Origin of the sequence: Streptomyces plumbidurans (assembly GCF_019857225.1) — a bacterium.
GTDB classification, from domain to species: domain Bacteria; phylum Actinomycetota; class Actinomycetes; order Streptomycetales; family Streptomycetaceae; genus Streptomyces; species Streptomyces plumbidurans.
Map to the genome: position 1 here is coordinate 1 of NZ_JAFJSY010000104.1, position 16,210 is coordinate 16,210.

At 69.6% G+C, this 16,210-nt stretch carries 13 protein-coding genes and 1 pseudogene; all 14 read left to right on the plus strand.

All coding sequences use genetic code 11. The features are described from left to right. The coding region (locus JYK17_RS36890) for a peptidoglycan D,D-transpeptidase FtsI family protein (RefSeq protein ID WP_222812098.1) at window positions 1-1,857 on the plus strand (1,857 nt) is incomplete at its 5' end. A gap of 181 nt (window positions 1,858-2,038) precedes the next feature. After that, window positions 2,039-3,568, plus strand: a complete 1,530-nt coding sequence (locus JYK17_RS36895; RefSeq protein ID WP_128803303.1) for a UDP-N-acetylmuramoyl-L-alanyl-D-glutamate--2,6-diaminopimelate ligase — start codon at window positions 2,039-2,041, stop codon at window positions 3,566-3,568. Between the two features lie 4 nt (window positions 3,569-3,572). After that, on the plus strand, window positions 3,573-4,988 hold the full coding sequence (locus JYK17_RS36900) for a UDP-N-acetylmuramoyl-tripeptide--D-alanyl-D-alanine ligase (protein ID WP_108013385.1): 1,416 nt from the start codon (window positions 3,573-3,575) through the stop codon (window positions 4,986-4,988). Continuing rightward, a complete protein-coding gene (mraY, locus tag JYK17_RS36905; RefSeq protein ID WP_108013386.1) occupies window positions 4,985-6,058 on the plus strand; it encodes a phospho-N-acetylmuramoyl-pentapeptide-transferase in 1,074 nt (357 codons plus the stop codon). Before JYK17_RS36900 ends, mraY begins: the two co-directional genes overlap by 4 nt. Continuing rightward, the gene (gene murD, locus JYK17_RS36910; RefSeq protein ID WP_128803305.1) at window positions 6,040-7,458 is read left to right on the plus strand and encodes a UDP-N-acetylmuramoyl-L-alanine--D-glutamate ligase; all 1,419 of its coding nucleotides are present in this window, start codon (window positions 6,040-6,042) and stop codon (window positions 7,456-7,458) included. The genes mraY and murD overlap by 19 nt, the downstream gene beginning before the upstream one ends. A gap of 20 nt (window positions 7,459-7,478) precedes the next feature. Further along, window positions 7,479-8,839, plus strand: a pseudogene (gene ftsW, locus JYK17_RS36915) (putative lipid II flippase FtsW). Between the two features lie 6 nt (window positions 8,840-8,845). Beyond that, window positions 8,846-9,943: an undecaprenyldiphospho-muramoylpentapeptide beta-N-acetylglucosaminyltransferase gene (gene murG, locus JYK17_RS36920; RefSeq protein WP_108013389.1), complete on the plus strand. Its 1,098-nt coding sequence runs from the start codon at window positions 8,846-8,848 to the stop codon at window positions 9,941-9,943. A gap of 35 nt (window positions 9,944-9,978) precedes the next feature. Continuing rightward, window positions 9,979-10,779 (plus strand): cell division protein FtsQ/DivIB, encoded by an 801-nt coding sequence (locus tag JYK17_RS36925; RefSeq protein ID WP_108013390.1) that lies wholly within the window; start codon window positions 9,979-9,981, stop codon window positions 10,777-10,779. Window positions 10,780-11,058: 279 nt separating this feature from the next. Beyond that, a complete protein-coding gene (gene ftsZ / locus JYK17_RS36930; RefSeq protein ID WP_108013391.1) occupies window positions 11,059-12,258 on the plus strand; it encodes a cell division protein FtsZ in 1,200 nt (399 codons plus the stop codon). Continuing rightward, the gene (gene pgeF, locus JYK17_RS36935; RefSeq protein WP_108013392.1) at window positions 12,255-12,992 is read left to right on the plus strand and encodes a peptidoglycan editing factor PgeF; all 738 of its coding nucleotides are present in this window, start codon (window positions 12,255-12,257) and stop codon (window positions 12,990-12,992) included. Before ftsZ ends, pgeF begins: the two co-directional genes overlap by 4 nt. Before the next feature lie 5 nt (window positions 12,993-12,997). After that, window positions 12,998-13,717, plus strand: a complete 720-nt coding sequence (locus JYK17_RS36940) for a YggS family pyridoxal phosphate-dependent enzyme (RefSeq protein ID WP_108013393.1) — start codon at window positions 12,998-13,000, stop codon at window positions 13,715-13,717. A gap of 127 nt (window positions 13,718-13,844) precedes the next feature. Further along, window positions 13,845-14,486 (plus strand): cell division protein SepF, encoded by a 642-nt coding sequence (locus tag JYK17_RS36945; RefSeq protein ID WP_016435857.1) that lies wholly within the window; start codon window positions 13,845-13,847, stop codon window positions 14,484-14,486. A gap of 73 nt (window positions 14,487-14,559) precedes the next feature. Further along, window positions 14,560-14,844 (plus strand): YggT family protein, encoded by a 285-nt coding sequence (locus JYK17_RS36950; RefSeq protein WP_016435858.1) that lies wholly within the window; start codon window positions 14,560-14,562, stop codon window positions 14,842-14,844. A 56-nt stretch (window positions 14,845-14,900) separates the two neighbouring features. Continuing rightward, window positions 14,901-16,091, plus strand: coding sequence for a DivIVA domain-containing protein (locus JYK17_RS36955; RefSeq protein ID WP_108013394.1), 1,191 nt, complete (start codon window positions 14,901-14,903; stop codon window positions 16,089-16,091). The last annotated feature ends 119 nt before the right edge of the window (window positions 16,092-16,210 follow it).

Below are 16,210 nucleotides of genomic sequence, written 5' to 3' on the forward strand. Positions count from 1 at the left end.
CGCCCGGCGCCGGGCCGCCCCGGGGCCCCGAAGATCCTCCGGCTGGGCAGCGCCCGCCCCCGGCTGCGGATGGTCTCCCTGGCGCTCACCCTGGTGCTGATCGCCTTCGTCGTACGGCTGCTGCAGGTGCAGGCCGTGGACGCGAGTTCGTACGCCGCCAAGGCCGAGCAGAACCGCTACGTCGGCCACGTCCTGACCGCCGAGCGCGGCGGCATCACCGACCGCAACGGCGTGGCTCTCGCCAACAGCGTCGACGCCTACGACCTCACGGCCGACCCCACGATGTTCACCCGCGACCAGCTGAAGATCGACGACGGGCCCGAGCAGGCGGCCGCGCTCCTCGCGCCGATCCTCGGCGTCGACCAGCAGTCGATCGTCAAGAAGCTGCGGCCCAGGAACAAGGAGTCGCGCTACGTCCTGCTCGCCCGCCGCCAGACCCCGCAGGTGTGGACGCAGATCAAGGACCTGAAGTCGGCCCTCACCGCCAAGGGCGAGACGGACAAGTCCACGGTCAACGTCCTGGCCGGCGTCTTCGCCGACCCCAGCAACAAGCGTGTGTACCCCAACGGGGACCTCGCCGCCGGGATACTGGGCTGGGTCAACGACGACGGCAAGGGCGGCGGCGGCGTCGAGCAGCAGTTCGACAAGGAACTGGCCGGCAAGGACGGCAAGATCCGCTACGCCCAGTCCGGCGGGCGGCTGGTACCCACCGTGGGCTCCACCGAGACCCCAGCCGTGCCCGGCAGCGACGTGGAACTCACGATCGACCGCGACATCCAGTGGGCCGCCCAGAACGCGATCACGAAGCAGGTCAAGGAGTCCAAGGCGGACCGCGGCTACGTGATAGTGCAGGACACCCGGACCGGCGAGATCCTCGCCATGGCCAACGCGCCCGGCTTCGACCCGAACGACCTGTCCAAGGCCAGCTCGAAGGCCCTGCACAACTGGGCCGTCGAGGACGCCTTCGAGCCCGGCTCCACCGCCAAGATCATGTCGATGGCGGCCGTGCTGCAGCAGAACGTCGCCACCCCGCTGACGCATGTCGTCGTGCCGAACCGGCTGCACCGCGGCGACCGGCTCTTCAAGGACGACATCGACCACGAGACCTGGAACCTGACGCTCAACGGCGTGCTCGCCAAGTCCAGCAACATCGGCACCATCCTGGCCACCGGGCAGCTCGGCAAGACCCAGGCGCAGGCCAACAAGGTCCTCTACTCGTACCTGCGCAAGTTCGGCCTCGGCGAGTACAGCGGCCTCGGCTTCCCGGGCGAGACCAAGGGCATCCTCGCCCCGCCGGACAAGTGGTCGACCTCGCAGCAGTACACGATTCCTTTCGGCCAGGGCGTGTCCCTCAACGCACTGCAGGCGGCCAGCGTCTACTCGACCATCGCCAACGGCGGCGTACGCGTCGAACCCACCCTCGTGCGCGGCACCAAGGGACCCGACGGGCGCTTCGCACCGGCCCCGAAGCCCAGGAAGAACAGGGTCGTCAGCGCGAAGACGGCGAAGACCCTCGCGCAGATGCTGGAGTCGGTCGTGGACGACCAGGAGGGAACCGGCACCAAGGCGCGCATCCCCGGCTACCGGGTCGCGGGCAAGACGGGTACGGCCAACCGCGTGGATCCGGCCACCGGCAAGTACCGCGGCTACACCTCCTCCTTCGCCGGATTCGCGCCCGCGGACAACCCCCGGGTGACCGTCTACTGCGCCATCCAGAACGCCACGAGCGGCAGTTACTTCGGCGGCCAGATCTGCGGACCCATCTTCAAGCAGGTCATGGAGTTCGCCCTGAAGACCCTTCAGGTCCCGCCCACCGGGGCCAAGCCCGCGAACCTTCCCGTCACCTTCAAGCCCTGATCAGCGCAACAGCCAGGAACGCTCCGTGACCATGATCACTCCCGATCCCGGGAACCCGATGCCGCCCCCGTCCGGAGAGCCGGCCCCGGGGCCCTCGCTTCGCCCGCAGGCGGGTGGGCCCGGTACGCTCACCGCCGTGCCACACGCTGATCAGTCCCAAACCACCCAGAAGGGCGCATCCGTGACATATCCGGGGCCGCCCAGGCCGGTACAGGTCTCCGCCACACCCCTCGGGGAGCTCGCCGATCAGCTGGGCGCCGCACGGCCGCAGACCGCGCAGAACACCGTCGAGGTCACGGGCATCACCCATGACTCGCGCGCGGTGCGCCCCGGAGACCTCTACGCGGCCCTCCCGGGCGCCCGCATGCACGGCGCCGACTTCGTCACCCAGGCCGCCGGCCTCGGCGCGGTCGCCGTGCTGACCGACCCCACCGGCGCCGAGCGCGCCGCCGCGACCGGCCTGCCGGTCCTGGTCGTCGACGACCCGCGCGGACAGATGGGCGAGCTGGCGGCGACGATCTACGGCCACCCCGGCCGGGACCTGCTCCAGATCGGCATCACCGGCACCTCCGGCAAGACCACCACCGCCTACCTCGTCGAGGGCGGCCTGCGGACCAAGAACAACACCGGGCTCATCGGCACGGTCGAGATGCGCATCGGTGACGAGCGCATCAAGTCCGAGCGCACCACCCCCGAAGCCACCGACCTGCAGGCCCTGTTCGCGGTCATGCGCGAACGCGGCGTCGAGGCGGTCGCCATGGAGGTCTCCAGCCACGCCCTGGTGCTCGGCCGGGTCGACGCCTGCGTCTTCGACATCGGCGTCTTCACCAACCTGAGCCCGGAGCACATGGAGTTCCACTCCGACATGGAGGACTACTTCCAGGCCAAGGCGCAGCTGTTCACGCCGAAACGCAGCAGACTCGGCGTGGTCAACGTGGACGACGAGTACGGCCGCAGGCTCGCCAAGGAGGCCGGCGTCCCGGTCGTCACCTTCTCCGCCGAGGGCCACCCGGACGCCGACTGGCGCGCCGAGGACGTCGAGATCGGCCGGCTGGACTCGACCTTCACCGCCATCGGCCCGCAGGGCGAGCGGATCCACGCCAAGTCGCCGCTGCCGGGCCCCTTCAACGTCGCCAACACCCTCGCCGCGATCGTCGCGCTCGCCGCCGCGGGCCTCGACCCGCAGACCGCCGCCGACGGCGTCGCCGCCGTGCCGGGCGTGCCCGGACGCCTGGAGCGCGTGGACGCCGGGCAGCCGTATCTCGCGGTCGTCGACTACGCCCACAAGACCGACGCCGTCGAATCGGTGCTGCGCGCCCTGCGCAAGGTCACCGAGGGCAGCCTGCACATCGTGCTGGGCTGCGGCGGGGACCGCGACAAGACCAAGCGGGAACCGATGGGCGCCGCGGCGGCGCGCCTTGCCGACACGGCCGTACTGACCTCCGACAACCCCCGCTCCGAGGACCCCCTCGCGATCCTTGCAACCATGCTCGTGGGCGCGGCGTCCGTACCAGCACACGAACGTGGCGAGGTCCAGGTCTTCGAGGACCGGGCCGCCGCGATCGCCGCCGCCGTCGCCCGCGCGCAGCCCGGGGACACCGTGCTGGTCGCGGGCAAGGGCCACGAGCAGGGCCAGGACATCGCCGGGGTGGTCCGTCCCTTCGACGACCGCCAGGTGCTTCGCGAAGCTATCCAGAAGACCCAGGGATGAACTTGTGATCGCCCTCTCTCTCGCCGAGATCGCAGAAGTCGTCGGCGGGCAGACGCACGACATACCGGATCCGTCCGTCCAGGTCACCGCTCCGGTCGTCCGGGACTCCCGCGAGGTGGAGCCCGGCAGCCTGTTCGTCGCCTTCGTCGGCGAACGAGTGGACGGCCACGACTTCGCCCAGCAGGTCGTGGACGCGGGCGCGGTCGCCGTGCTGGCGTCGCGCCCCGTCGGCGTGCCCGCGATCGTCGTCGAGGACGTGCAGACGGCGCTCGGTGCCCTCGCCCGTCATGTCGTACGACGCCTCGGCGCCACGCTCGTGGCCCTCACCGGCTCCGCGGGCAAGACCAGCACCAAGGACCTCATCGCCCAGGTGCTGCAGCGCAAGGCGCCCACCGTGTGGACGCCCGGCTCGCTCAACAACGAGATCGGACTGCCGCTGACCGCGCTGACCGCCACCGAGGAGACGAAGTTCCTCGTCCTGGAGATGGGCGCCCGCGGCATCGGCCACATCCGCTACCTCGCGGGTCTGACGCCCCCCAGGATCGGCCTCGTCCTGAACGTCGGCACCGCCCACATCGGCGAGTTCGGCGGCCGGGAGCAGATCGCACAGGCCAAGGGCGAACTCGTCGAGTCCCTCCCGTCGTCGGACGAGGGCGGCACCGCGGTCCTCAACGCGGACGACCCCCTCGTACGGGCCATGGCATCCCGTACGAAGGCGAAGGTGGTCCTATTCGGAGAGGCCGACGAAGCGGACGTACGCGCCGAGAACGTGCGACTCACGGACACCGGACAGCCCGCCTTCAGGCTTCGCACACCCTCCGGTGCAAGCGATGTGACCATGCGCCTGTACGGTGAGCACCACGTGTCGAACGCGCTCGCCGCGGCCGCCGTCGCCCATGAGCTGGGCATGTCCGCGCAAGAGATCGCCACCGCGCTCTCCGAGGCGGGCTCCCTCTCCCGCTGGCGTATGGAGGTCACCGAGCGACCGGACGGCGTGACCATCGTCAACGACGCCTACAACGCCAACCCCGAGTCCATGCGGGCCGCTCTGCGCGCGCTCGTGGCCATGGGCAGGGGGCGGCGGACCTGGGCGGTGCTCGGCAAGATGGCCGAGCTCGGGGACGAGGCGCTCGCCGAGCACGACGCGGTCGGACGGCTCGCCGTCCGGCTCAATGTCGGCAAGCTCGTCGCGGTCGGGGGCAGGGAAGCGTCCTGGCTGCAACTGGGCGCATATAACGAGGGTTCGTGGGGTGAGGAGTCGGTGCACGTGTCCGACGCACAGGCGGCTGTCGACCTGTTGCGCAGCGAGTTGCGCCCGGGGGACGTCGTGCTCGTGAAGGCGTCCCGTTCGGTCGGTCTGGAGAGTGTCGCCCAGGCGCTGCTCGCGACCGGTGCCGAGGGTGAGGTTGCCGCCCGATGATGAAGCAGATCCTGTTCTCGGGAGTCATTGGCCTCTTTCTGACCCTGGTCGGCACCCCGCTGCTGATCAAGCTCCTGGCCCGCAAGGGCTACGGCCAGTACATCCGGGACGACGGCCCGCGCGAGCACGCCAGCAAGCGCGGTACGCCGACCATGGGCGGTATCGCCTTCATCCTGGCGACGGTCGCCGCCTACTTCCTGTCCAAGCTCATCACCGGCTACCCGCCCACCTATTCGGGCATCCTGGTGCTCGGCCTGATGGTCGGCATGGGCCTGGTCGGCTTCCTCGACGACTACATCAAGATCGTCAAGCGGCGCTCGCTCGGCCTGCGCGCCAAGGCGAAGATGGCCGGCCAGCTGATCGTCGGCATCTCCTTCGCCGTGCTGGCCCTGCAGGCCCAGGACGCGCGCGGCAACACCCCGGCCTCCACGAAGCTTTCGTTCATCACCGACTTCGGCTGGAAGATCGGCCCGATCCTGTTCGTGGTCTGGGCGCTGTTCATGATCCTCGCCATGTCGAACGGCGTGAACCTCACCGACGGTCTGGACGGCCTCGCCACCGGCGCCTCCGTCCTCGTCTTCGGCGCCTACACCTTCATCGGCGTCTGGCAGTTCCAGGAGTCCTGCGCCAACGCGCAGACCCTCACCAACCCGGGCGCCTGCTACGAGGTGCGCGACCCCCTCGACCTCGCGGTCATCGCCTCCGCGCTGATGGGCGCCTGCCTCGGCTTCCTGTGGTGGAACACCTCGCCGGCCAAGATCTTCATGGGCGACACGGGTTCGCTCGCCCTCGGCGGCGTCCTCACCGGCCTCGCCATCTGCTCGCGCACCGAGCTGCTGGTGGCCATCATGGGCGGCCTGTTCGTCCTCATCACCATGTCGGTGGTCATCCAGGTCGGCTCGTTCCGCCTCACCGGCAGGCGCGTCTTCCGCATGGCGCCGCTTCAGCACCACTTCGAACTCAAGGGCTGGTCCGAAGTTTTGGTGGTGGTCCGCTTCTGGATCATCCAGGGCATCTGCGTGATCGTCGGACTGGGTCTCTTCTACGCGGGATGGGCAGCGGACAAGTGACCGACTGGCAGGGCAGGCACGTCACCGTCGCCGGACTCGGCGTCTCGGGCATCCCGGCGGCCAAGGTGCTGCACGCGCGCGGGGCGAGCGTCACGGTCGTCAACGACGGCGACGACGCACGCGCGCGTGAACAGGCCGCCGAACTTCAGGCACTGGGCATCACGGTGCGCCTCGGTGACGGCGCGACCCTGCCGGAATGCACCGAACTCGTCGTCACCACACCGGGCTGGAAGCCGGACAAGCCGCTGTTCGCTGCCGCCCGTCAAGCCGGCCTGGAGATCTGGGGCGACGTCGAACTCGCCTGGCGGCTGCGCGGCCCGGACGCCGCTCCCTGGCTGGCCGTCACCGGCACCAACGGCAAGACCACCACCGTGCAGATGCTGGCCTCCATCCTCAAGGCCGCCGGACTGCGCACCGCCGCCGTCGGCAACATCGGCGTCTCCCTGCTCGACGTGGTCCTCGGCGAGGAGCAGTACGACGTCCTGGCAGTGGAGTTGTCGAGCTATCAGCTCCACTGGGCGCCCTCCCTGCGCGCCCACTCCGCCGCCGTGCTGAACCTGGCACCCGACCATCTCGACTGGCACGGCTCGATGGAGGCCTACGCCGCCGACAAGGGCCGTGTCTACGAGGGCAATCGCGTCGCCTGCGTCTACAACGCGGCCGACAAGGCCACCGAGGACCTGGTGCGCGAGGCCGACGTCGAGGAGGGCTGCCGGGCGATCGGCTTCACCCTCGGCACCCCCGGCCCCTCCCAACTCGGCGTCGTCGACGGCATCCTGGTCGACCGCGCCTTCGTGGAGAACCGGCAGCAGAACGCCCAGGAGCTCGCCGAGGTCTCCGACGTCAACCCGCCGGCCCCGCACAACATCGCCAACGCCCTCGCGGCCGCGGCCCTCGCGCGCGCCTTCGGGGTGCCCGCCGCGGCCGTACGCGACGGTCTGCGCGACTTCACCCCGGACGCGCACCGCATCGCGCACGTGGCCGACGTCGACGGCGTCGCCTACGTCGACGACTCCAAGGCCACCAACACCCACGCCGCGGAAGCCTCGTTGGCGGCGTACGAGTCCATCGTGTGGATGGCCGGCGGGCTCGCCAAGGGCGCGACCTTCGACGAGCTGGTCGCCAAGTCGGCAAAGCGGCTTCGCGGTGTCGTGCTCTTCGGCCGGGACCGCGCCCTGATCCGCGAAGCCCTCGCGCGACACGCGCCGGAAGTACCCGTCGTCGACCTCGACCGGACCGACACTGGGGCGATGCTCGCGGCTGTCCAGGAGGCCCGGCGGCTCGCGTCCGCGGGCGACACGGTGCTGCTGGCCCCGGCCTGCGCCTCCATGGACATGTTCGCCAACTACAACAAGCGCGGTGACGCGTTCGCGGAGGCGGTTCGCGAACTCGGCTCCTGACCGACGCAGCGGAGGCGCTGATGCCCAGTAGCCGTACCGGACGGCCGCCCGTGCAGCGGGCCGCCAAACGCCCCGCCGCTTCCCGGGCGCCGCGCGAGAACCCCGTGATGCGGCTCTACATCAATGCCCGCAAGGCCTGGGACCGGCCGCTGACCGCGTACTACCTGATCTTCGGCGGCAGCCTGCTGATCACCGTCCTCGGACTGGTGATGGTCTATTCGGCCTCCCAGATCACCGCGCTGCAGATGTCGCTGCCGGGCTCGTACTTCTTCCGCAAGCAGCTGCTCGCCGCCGTCATCGGCGGTGTCCTGCTGCTGATCGCCTCGCTGATGCCGGTCAAACTGCACCGGGCGCTCGCCTATCCGATCCTCGCGGGCGCCGTCTTCCTGATGGCGCTGGTGCAGGTGCCGGGGATAGGGATGTCGGTCAACGGCAACCAGAACTGGATCTCGCTCGGCGGCTCCTTCCAGATCCAGCCCAGCGAGTTCGGCAAGCTCGCGCTGGTGCTGTGGGGCGCGGACCTGATGGCCCGCAAACAGGACAAGAAGCTGCTCAACCAGTGGAAGCACATGCTGGTGCCGCTCGTGCCGGTCGCCTTCATGCTGCTCGGGCTGATCATGCTCGGCGGCGACATGGGTACGGCGATCATCCTGACGGCGATCCTGTTCGGCCTGCTGTGGCTGGCCGGTGCGCCGACGCGGCTGTTCGCCGGCGTGCTGTCGGTCGCCGGCCTCATCGGTGTGATCCTCATCAAGACCAGCCCGAACCGCATGGCCCGCCTGTCCTGCATCGGCGCCACCTCACCGCAGTCGGGCCCCGCCGACTGCTGGCAGGCCGTGCACGGGATCTACGCCCTCGCATCGGGCGGAATCTTCGGATCCGGGCTCGGTGCGAGTGTGGAAAAATGGGGCCAACTCCCGGAAGCGCACACGGACTTCATCTTCGCCGTCACCGGTGAGGAACTGGGCCTGGCGGGGACACTGTCGGTGCTCGCCCTGTTCGCGGCTCTAGGCTATGCGGGTATCCGCGTGGCCGGACGTACGGAGGACCCCTTCGTCAGGTATGCCGCGGGAGGCGTGACCACCTGGATCACCGCTCAGGCGGTGATCAACATCGGTGCGGTGCTCGGCCTGCTGCCGATCGCCGGCGTCCCCCTCCCGCTGTTCTCCTACGGAGGATCCGCCCTGCTGCCGACCATGTTCGCCATCGGGCTGCTGATCGCGTTCGCGCGTGACGAGCCCGCTGCGCGGATGGCGCTTTCCGCGCGGCAATCTCGCTTTGGTAGAAAGCGGGCGGGAGGCACCGTGCGGAACCGGGGGCCTCGGAGATGGAACACGATGCGACGGCGCGCCTAGCGGCGCGGTCGTCCGGAGAGCGGTGAATTTCGGTGCATGTCGTACTCGCCGGTGGGGGGACCGCCGGCCACATCGAGCCCGCGCTCGCCCTCGCGGACGCACTTCGCAGGCAGGACCCGACCGTGGGGATCACGGCCCTGGGCACCGAGCGCGGCCTCGAGACCACGCTCGTTCCGCAGCGGGGCTACGAGCTCGCGCTGATCCCGGCGGTGCCGCTGCCGCGCAGGCCGACGCCCGAACTGATCACCGTCCCGGGCCGGCTGCGCGGCACGATCAAGGCGACCGAGCAGATCCTGGAGCGCACCAAGGCGGACGCGGTCGTCGGCTTCGGCGGCTATGTGGCGCTGCCCGGCTACCTCGCCGCCAAGCGCCTCGGTGTGCCGATCGTCATCCACGAGGCCAACGCCCGCCCCGGCCTCGCCAACAAGATCGGTTCGCGCTACGCGGCCCGCGTCGCCGTCTCCACCCCGGACAGCAAGCTCCGCGACGCCCGCTACATCGGCATCCCGCTGCGCCGCACGATCGCCACGCTGGACCGGGCCGCCGTACGCCCCGAGGCCCGTGCGGCGTTCGGCCTCGACCCCAACCTGCCCACACTGCTGGTCTCCGGCGGCTCGCAGGGCGCCCGCCGGCTCAACGAGGTGACCCAGCAGGTCGCGCCCTGGCTCCAGCAGGCCGGCATCCAGATCCTGCACGCGGTCGGCCCGAAGAACGAACTGCCGCATGTACAACAGATGCCGGGAATGCCCCCGTACATCCCGGTAAGTTACCTGGATCGGATGGATCTCGCGTACGCCGCGGCCGACATGATGCTCTGCCGTGCGGGCGCGATGACCGTCGCCGAACTCTCCGCCGTCGGGCTTCCGGCCGCCTACGTCCCGCTGCCCATCGGCAACGGCGAACAGCGGCTGAACGCCCAGCCGGTGGTCAAGGCCGGCGGCGGACTGCTGGTCGACGACGCGGAGCTGACGCCCGACTGGGTGCGGGCGAGCGTACTGCCCGTGCTCGCCGACCCGCACCGGCTGTACGAGATGTCCCGCGCGGCCGCGGAGTTCGGCCGCCGGGACGCCGACGACCTGCTCGTCGGCATGGTGTACGAGGCGGTCTCGGCCGGCCGTGCACGCCGCTAGCGACCGTAACCCGAGGTAGTCGAAGGGCAGGAAGCGTGGCCGGACCGACCACCGCCGAGCGCGGTGAACGCCAGCAGGAGTCGTCCGGCCCGTCTCCGGTACGGCGGTTGAGGTGGAGAGCGCCCCGTCCTCGTACGATCATCATTCTTGGCATCGCGCTCGTTCTTCTCGGGGCGGGCGCGCTCTGGGTGTTGTACGGCTCCCAATGGGCGCGCGTGGAGCGGGTGTCCGTCTCCGGCACCCGGGTCCTGACACCCGCGGAGGTGCGCGAGGCGGCCGACGTTCCCGTCGGGCAACCGCTGATTTCCGTGGACACCAACGGGATTGAGTCGCGTCTGCGCCGCAAACTGCCCCGAATCGACACGGTTGACGTGGTTCGCTCCTGGCCCCATGGAATCGGCCTGAAAGTGGTTGAGCGCACTCCGGTTCTGATGGTGCGAAAAGGCGGAAAGTTCATCGAAGTGGACGAGAAGGGTGTCCGTTTCGCCACGGTTTCCCAGGCCCCCAAAGCCGTTCCCGCACTGGAATTGGCGGTTCACTCCTCGGGTTCGTCGGCCGCGAGTCTGCGGCGCTTCGGCGAGGACGGTCTGGTGCGCGAAGCGGTACGCGTGGTCGGCGCCGTTCCGCCCTCCGTCGCCCGCCGCACCGATGCCGTCAAAGTGCGTTCCTACGACGACATCTCACTGGAGTTGAGCGACGGCCGGACCGTCGCCTGGGGAAGCGGTGAGAAGGGCGCGGAGAAGGCCCGTACGCTCACCGCTCTCATGAAAGCGGCGCCGGATGCGCGGCACTTCGACGTCTCGGTTCCCACCGCCCCTGCGTCATCGGGGAGTTGACGCACATCCGCGCAGGCCAGCACCCTGGTTGGGCAGCGCTATGGCTGATCACATAGGGTGAAAAGAAAAACGGGAGGTTCGGCGTGTTCGTTGAACGTGCGCCACGTGTCGACTTAGTGTCCTGTTCGGAAGAGTCCAGCGAACAGACACACTGGTAACCCTAAACTTCAACGTTAGGGTTCGGGTCGGCGTACGGACCGTCCCATTCGGCATCAGTCGTACGACCGCGGCAAGACCCGCGAGAGGACGACACGTAACTCGAGGCGAGAGGCCTTCGACGTGGCAGCACCGCAGAACTACCTCGCAGTCATCAAAGTCATCGGTGTCGGCGGCGGTGGTGTCAATGCCATCAACCGGATGATCGAGGTCGGTCTCAAGGGCGTCGAGTTCATCGCCATCAACACCGACGCGCAGGCGCTGTTGATGAGCGACGCCGACGTCAAGCTCGACGTCGGTCGCGAACTGACGCGCGGACTCGGCGCCGGAGCCAACCCGGCCGTCGGCCGCAAGGCGGCCGAGGACCACCGCGAGGAGATCGAAGAGGTCCTCAAGGGGGCCGACATGGTCTTCGTGACGGCCGGTGAAGGCGGCGGCACCGGCACCGGCGGCGCGCCCGTCGTGGCCAACATCGCCCGCACCCTGGGCGCCCTCACCATCGGCGTGGTCACCCGCCCGTTCACCTTCGAGGGGCGGCGCCGGGCCAACCAGGCCGAGGACGGCATCGCCGAACTCCGCGAAGAGGTCGACACCCTCATCGTCATCCCGAACGACCGGCTGCTGTCCATCTCGGACCGCCAGGTCTCGGTGCTGGACGCCTTCAAGTCCGCCGACCAGGTGCTGCTCTCCGGTGTCCAGGGCATCACCGACCTCATCACCACGCCCGGCCTGATCAACCTCGACTTCGCCGACGTCAAGTCCGTCATGTCCGAGGCCGGTTCGGCCCTCATGGGCATCGGCTCGGCCCGCGGCGACGACCGTGCGGTGGCCGCGGCCGAGATGGCGATCTCCTCCCCGCTCCTCGAGGCGTCCATCGACGGCGCCCGCGGTGTGCTGCTCTCCATCTCCGGCGGCTCCGACCTCGGCCTGTTCGAGATCAACGAGGCCGCCCAGCTGGTCAGCGAGGCCGCCCACCCCGAGGCCAACATCATCTTCGGCGCGGTGATCGACGACGCCCTCGGCGACGAGGTGCGGGTCACCGTGATCGCGGCCGGCTTCGACGGTGGCCAGCCGCCCTCCAAGCGGGACAACGTCCTCGGCTCGTCCTCGACCTCGGCCCGCCGCGAGGAGCCCACTCCGGTACGGCCGTCCGAGAACAGCCGCCCGTCCTTCGGCTCGCTCGGCAGCGTCACGCCGAAGGAGGACCCGGAGCCCGCGCCCGAGCCGGCGAACGACATCCCGGTCGCCCCGCCGGTCCCGCCGTCGCGGTCCTACGCGGACAACGGCGCCGAGGAGCTGGACGTGCCGGACTTCCTGAAGTGATAGGACAACGCTCCCGAACGAGCACAGCGGGCGGCGCGCACTTCGCCTTCACCGACCGGTGGGGCGGGGTGAGCGCCGTTCCGTACGAGGAGCTCAACCTCGGCGGCGCGGTCGGCGACGACCCCGAGGCCGTACGGACCAATCGCGAGCTGGCGGCCAAGTCCCTGGGCCTCGACGCGGCGCGGGTGGTCTGGATGGACCAGGTGCACGGGGCGGAGGTGGCCGTGGTCGACGAACCGTGGGGCGACCGTCCCGTGCCCGAGGCCGACGCCGTCGTCACGACGCGGCGCGGTCTCGCGCTCGCCGTCCTCACCGCCGACTGCACGCCCGTCCTGCTCGCCGACCCGGTCGCCGGTGTCGTCGCCGCGGCCCACGCGGGCCGACCCGGCATGGTCGCCGGGGTGGTCCCCGCCGCCGTACGCGCCATGACCGGACTCGGCGCCGAGCCGGGCCGGATCGTGGCCCGCACCGGACCCGCGGTGTGCGGCCGGTGCTACGAAGTCCCGGAAAAGATGCGCGCCGAGGTGGCCGCCGTCGAGCCGGCGGCGCACTCCGAGACGAGTTGGGGCACTCCCGCGGTCGACGTGACCGCCGGTGTGCACGCCCAGCTCGAACGGCTCGGGGTGCGCGACCGGGAGCAGTCGCCGGTGTGCACGCTGGAGTCGGGCGATCACTTCTCGTACCGCCGCGATCGCACCACGGGGCGACTCGCGGGATATGTCTGGCTGGACTGAGGGACATGACGGGTCGAAAGGACGAACTCGCCGCAAACCTGGCGAAGGTGGAGCGTCGCATCGCCGACGCCTGCGAGGCGGCCGGGCGGGCGCGCGAGGAGGTGACCCTGATCGTGGTCACCAAGACGTATCCGGCGAGCGACGTGCGGATCCTGTCCGAGCTGGGGGTGCGGCACGTGGCGGAGAACCGGGACCAGGACGCGGCGCCCAAGGCCGCGGAATGCTCGGATCTGCCGCTGACTTGGCACTTTGTGGGTCAGTTGCAGACCAACAAGGTTCGTTCCGTGGTCGGTTATGCCGACCTAGTGCAGTCCGTCGACCGCGTGCGGCTCGTCACGGCGCTCTCCAAGGAGGCCGTGCGGCAGGAGCGCGAGATCGGCTGCCTGCTGCAGGTCGCGCTGGACGCCGATGAGGGCGGGCGCGGCGAGCGCGGGGGCGTCGGGCCCGACGGAATCGAAGAGTTGGGCGAGGCGGTCGCCCGTGCGCCGGGTCTGCGGTTGGACGGTCTGATGACCGTCGCGCCGCTCACCGGGCAGTATGCGGGACGTGAACTGGCGGCGTTCGAGCGGTTGATGGATTTGTCGACCGACCTGCGCCGAACCCATCCGGCTGCGAACATGGTCTCGGCAGGCATGAGTGCGGATCTCGAGCAGGCCGTGGCGGCCGGGGCGACACATGTACGCGTCGGTACCGCGGTACTCGGAGTCCGCCCCAGGCTCGGGTAACGTCGCCAGGAAGTCGGACCACAGCAGAAAATATGGTCAATGTCGCCGAAGGCGGGCGAACGACCTCGTGGATCGCGGGCACTTGGCGGTAGTCGGTCGATCCACCACAGAGCGGAGGACTCAGAGCATGGCCGGCGCGATGCGCAAGATGGCGGTCTACCTCGGCCTCGTGGAGGACGATGGGTACGACGGCCGGGGATTCGACCCCGATGACGACTTCGAACCCGAACTGGACCCCGAGCCCGAACGGGACCATCGGCGACACGAACCGTCCCACCAGCAGCATGTGGCACATCAGTCCCAAAGGGACGAAGAGGTACGAATCGTACAGCCGCCGGTGACGCGTGAACCGGTTGCCCGTTCCGCTTCGCTACCCGCGGAATCCGGTCGTCCGGCGCGCATCGCGCCCGTGGCGTCCATCACACAAGAACGCGCAAGCCTGGAGAAGAACGCACCGGTGATCATGCCCAAGGTCGTGTCGGAACGAGAGCCTTACCGGATCACCACGCTTCACCCGCGGACCTACAACGAGGCCCGTACCATCGGGGAACACTTCCGTGAGGGCACCCCGGTGATCATGAATCTGACTGAGATGGATGACACAGACGCGAAGCGACTTGTCGACTTTGCGGCCGGTTTGGTGTTTGGTCTTCACGGCAGCATCGAGCGGGTGACGCAGAAGGTGTTCCTGTTGTCGCCTGCTAACGTCGATGTCACGGCGGAGGACAAGGCCCGCATCGCAGAGGGCGGGTTCTTCAACCAGAGCTGAGACGCACGACCGGAATCAGCGGTAGAAAGCAGTACCCGGCAGCACGGAAACAGGGGAGAGGGAAGCACGAGTCATGAGCGTGGTTCTGGATGTGATCTACATCGCGCTGATGTGCTTCCTCATCGTGCTCATCTTCCGGTTGGTCATGGACTACGTCTTCCAGTTCGCCCGCTCATGGCAACCCGGCAAGGCGATGGTGGTCGTTCTGGAGGCCACCTACACTGTCACTGATCCACCGCTCAAGCTTCTGCGGCGGTTCATCCCGCCGTTGCGTCTCGGGGGCGTGGCGCTCGACCTGTCCTTCTTCGTACTGATGATCATCGTCTACATCCTGATCTCGATCGTGAGCCGGCTGTGATGAGCGATGTGACCTACCGTCTTGCCGAATGCCGACGACTACGTTGAGGTGAAGAGATGCCGTTGACCCCCGAGGACGTGCGGAACAAGCAGTTCACGACCGTCCGCCTCCGAGAAGGCTATGACGAGGACGAGGTCGATGCCTTCCTCGACGAGGTCGAAGCCGAACTGACCCGCCTGCTCCGCGAGAACGAGGATCTGCGCGCCAAACTGGCCGCGGCCACGCGTGCCGCTGCCCAGAATCAGCAGAACATGCGCAAGCCCCCGGAGGGTCCCGGCGGTCCTGGTGGGCCCGGTGGACCTGGTGGTCCCGGCCCGCAGGACCAGCAGCATCCCCAGCAGCACCCGCAGCAGGGCATGCGCGGTCCGGGCGGTCCCGTGCCCGCCGGCATATCGGGCCCGCCGCAGCAGATGGGGGGCCCCATGGGTGGCCCGCCCCAGCTGCCGAGCGGTGCCCCGCAGCTGCCCGCCGGTCCCGGCGGTGGTCAGGGTGGTCCGCAGGGTCCCGGTCCGATGGGCCAGGGTCCGATGGGTCAGGGCCCCATGGGCCAGGGCCCGATGGGCGGCCAGCCTCCCATGCAGCAGCAGATGGGCGGTCCGATGGGCGGCCCCATGGGCGGTCCGATGGGCGGCCCCGGTCAGGGCCCCGGTGGCGACAGCGCCGCCCGAGTCCTCTCGCTGGCCCAGCAGACCGCCGACCAGGCGATCGCCGAGGCCCGCTCCGAGGCCAACAAGATTGTCGGCGAGGCGCGTTCGCGGGCCGAGGGCCTCGAGCGCGACGCCCGTGCCAAGGCCGACGCGCTGGAGCGGGACGCGCAGGAGAAGCACCGCGTCGCGATGGGCTCCCTGGAGTCCGCCCGCGCCACGCTGGAGCGCAAGGTCGAGGACCTGCGCGGCTTCGAGCGCGAGTACCGCACGCGTCTGAAGTCGTACCTCGAGTCCCAGCTGCGTCAGCTGGAGACCCAGGCCGACGACTCGCTGGCTCCGCCGCGTACCCCGGCGACCGCGTCTCTGCCGCCGTCCCCGGCGCCCTCGATGGCACCGGCCGGCGCGAGCGCCCCGTCGTACGGCGGCAACCAGACCATGGGCGGTGCGCCGAGCCCCGCTGCCCCGTCCTACGGCGGCCAGCAGCAGATGTCCCCGGCGATGACTCAGCCGATGGCTCCGGTCCGGCCGCAGGGCCCGTCCCCGATGGGCCAGGCTCCCTCGCCGATGCGCGGGTTCCTGATCGACGAGGACGACAACTGACGGGCCCGCATGGTCAGTAGTACGCGATAGCCGTCGGCGGCGTTCAAAAAGGGTGGGGCCCCGGACTTCGGTCCGGGGCCCCACCCTTTTGTGCGTGTTGATCAGTGTTGCCGGTGCGG